This window comes from Vibrio sp. 10N.222.47.A9, assembly GCF_963872585.1.
In the GTDB taxonomy this organism is placed as follows: Bacteria; Pseudomonadota; Gammaproteobacteria; order Enterobacterales; family Vibrionaceae; genus Vibrio; species Vibrio splendidus.
Genome location: NZ_CAWNBB010000100.1, coordinates 1 through 2,106, shown reverse-complemented (window position 1 = coordinate 2,106; position 2,106 = coordinate 1). Strand labels below are relative to the sequence as shown.

The 2,106-nt window shown below is 37.0% G+C and carries 2 protein-coding genes; both read left to right on the top strand.

Translation table 11 applies throughout. The annotated features are described in order from the left end of the window. A partial coding sequence (locus AACT19_RS24355) for a hypothetical protein (protein WP_157939333.1) occupies window positions 1-433 on the top strand: 433 nt, incomplete at its 5' end. 703 nt (window positions 434-1,136) lie between these two features. Continuing rightward, complete coding sequence (locus tag AACT19_RS24350; protein WP_076649161.1) at window positions 1,137-1,904, top strand: alpha/beta hydrolase family protein; 768 nt, start codon at window positions 1,137-1,139, stop codon at window positions 1,902-1,904. Window positions 1,905-2,106 lie beyond the last annotated feature (202 nt).

The following is a 2,106-nucleotide window of genomic DNA, read 5'->3' as shown; positions in this document are numbered from 1 at the left end:
TGAATTACGCAACAAAGCCTTACTACGAGTTAGAGTGTGTGAGGACGATAATTTTTCCAATATTGATGATTTATCATACATTAAGCACCCTACCAACAACTTCCCTAGCATGGGTCGATTAAACAAAACTGGAGAGGTGCTTTTTTATGCATCGATAGCTCTTCATCAGAGTGATACAGCCTTAAGAACGGTGCTATCTGAAGCGAGAGTTAAAGATTTAGATAAAGTTAATGTTCTTAGAAGCCATCAAAAAACTGATAGTGATATAAATCTCAGAATGATAGGGATTTGGGACAAAGTAAGAAGAGATGATAGCCCATATTATCTTAGCTCTAGTGTGTTTGATTACTATAAAGAAGTGATGGCTTATATGGAAAAACGGTTTGAGCCTAAACTACTGTGTGTCTATGCTCTACAGACCGTTTTTTTTTGATGATCTCCTGTCAAGAAAAGGAACGGAAAGACTGTATCAAGTAACATCAGAAGTTAGCTCATTGCTATTACATGATATTTCATGCCACGGCATTCTTTATTCATCAGTGGAAGCTAAAGGTGAAGCTGTGATAGCACTAAAGCCAGAGATTGTAGACTGTGCAATAGAGCATATAAACGTAACTCAGGTTCATGTGGAAAAATGCTTCGGTTATGAGTTTTTTGAATATAAAACATTAGCTCTTGCTCAGAGTATAGAAGCTAGTTCTGGTTTGTTGACTTGGTAGGTGGGTACCATGTCAATTAATTTTTCAGATTGAACTACCTCTTTTTTGTCCAGAGTCTTCATAGACCTGAAGTTTTACTCGTGGCACTTTTCTCTCAAAGTGCCTGCTAACTCAGGTCTGCCCCATTGTTCGGTAGACCTTTTACTCATTAATCTGCTGTTAATCTTAGTTTGCACTACTAAAACTTATCCGAGCTAATTGGTAAATCAGAATCTCTGTTATTAGGCGACATTTGGCAGCCCAAAATTCCCTTCATGTGACTTAGGTTGTTGATTGTTAATTGAACCAATATAAACGGTGTTGCATTATAAAATGATAAAAGACGACAATTTTTCGTCTAATCAGCGTTAGCTGTTTTCTGAAGTCTGACGGTGTATGGTGCTTGTAAACGAATATATTGAAATATATGGGTCGTCCATGGAAGGTGTTGTAGTAGAAAAAAGTAAGATCGGTGAAATTACATATCTGCTCTATTGTAAAAAAGAGTCGGTAAATAATCCTTTAGTCATCATCTGTCACGGTTGGAGCAATGATAAATATGAAGGCTCTAATCTAGCTTTAAATTTAGCTCTTCAGGGTTATTCTGTTATCTGTTTTGATGCAGATAAACACGGCGAAAGAGATGATGGTAAGGCTCAAAACGTTAGTAGTCATTCGAGATTTATCAAAAGAATGACGGGTGTTATCAAGCAGAATTCAGATGACATAAATACACTCATTGAGCATTATCAGGAAGATATAAGGATTGATCCATCGAGGATTGCGGTTGTGGGTATCTCTATGGGGGCAATGTCCACATTTTATTCTTTGACCAAAAATAAACGGATTAAAGTTGCGGTACCAATTATCGGCTCTCCTGACTTTGTCGGCTTGGAGAAGTTCGCCTTAGAAGCCGATTCAGTTAATAAGATTCTTAGTGACGATGAGAAGTTAGCTATTAGGTATATGGCAGAGATTGATCCATGTTTGTACCTTATAGAAAATGAAAGTCGCCCTATGTTGATCATAAATGGTGAGAAAGATGATTGGGTTCCTGCTAATTTCGCGAAGGACTTTTATGAAAAAGTGAAGAGTAAATACGATAAAAACAATACTGAAATTGAGTTCAATCTAGCTGATGAATCGCATTACTTTTCCAACGACATGCGAGATCATACGATAAAATGGTTGAATAAAAATTTGTAGGCTAAAAGGTAAATCTGTAGCAATAGACAGCCATACAAACGCTTAAGGTTTCAAAGTATTTTTCTAATCTGAACGAAACGGTTTAGAGCAACACACCTAAAACGTTTTGTCCAGAGGCTTCATAGACCTGAAGTTTTACTCGTGGCACTTTTCTCAAAAAGTGCCAGCTAACTCAGATCTTCCCCAAACTTTGTTAGAACTA

Bases quoted from the DNA above. Each gene is read 5' to 3' on its own strand.
- AACT19_RS24350 (WP_076649161.1), top strand. From the start codon at position 1,137: ATGGAAGGTGTTGTAGTAGAAAAAAGTAAGATCGGTGAAATTACATAT.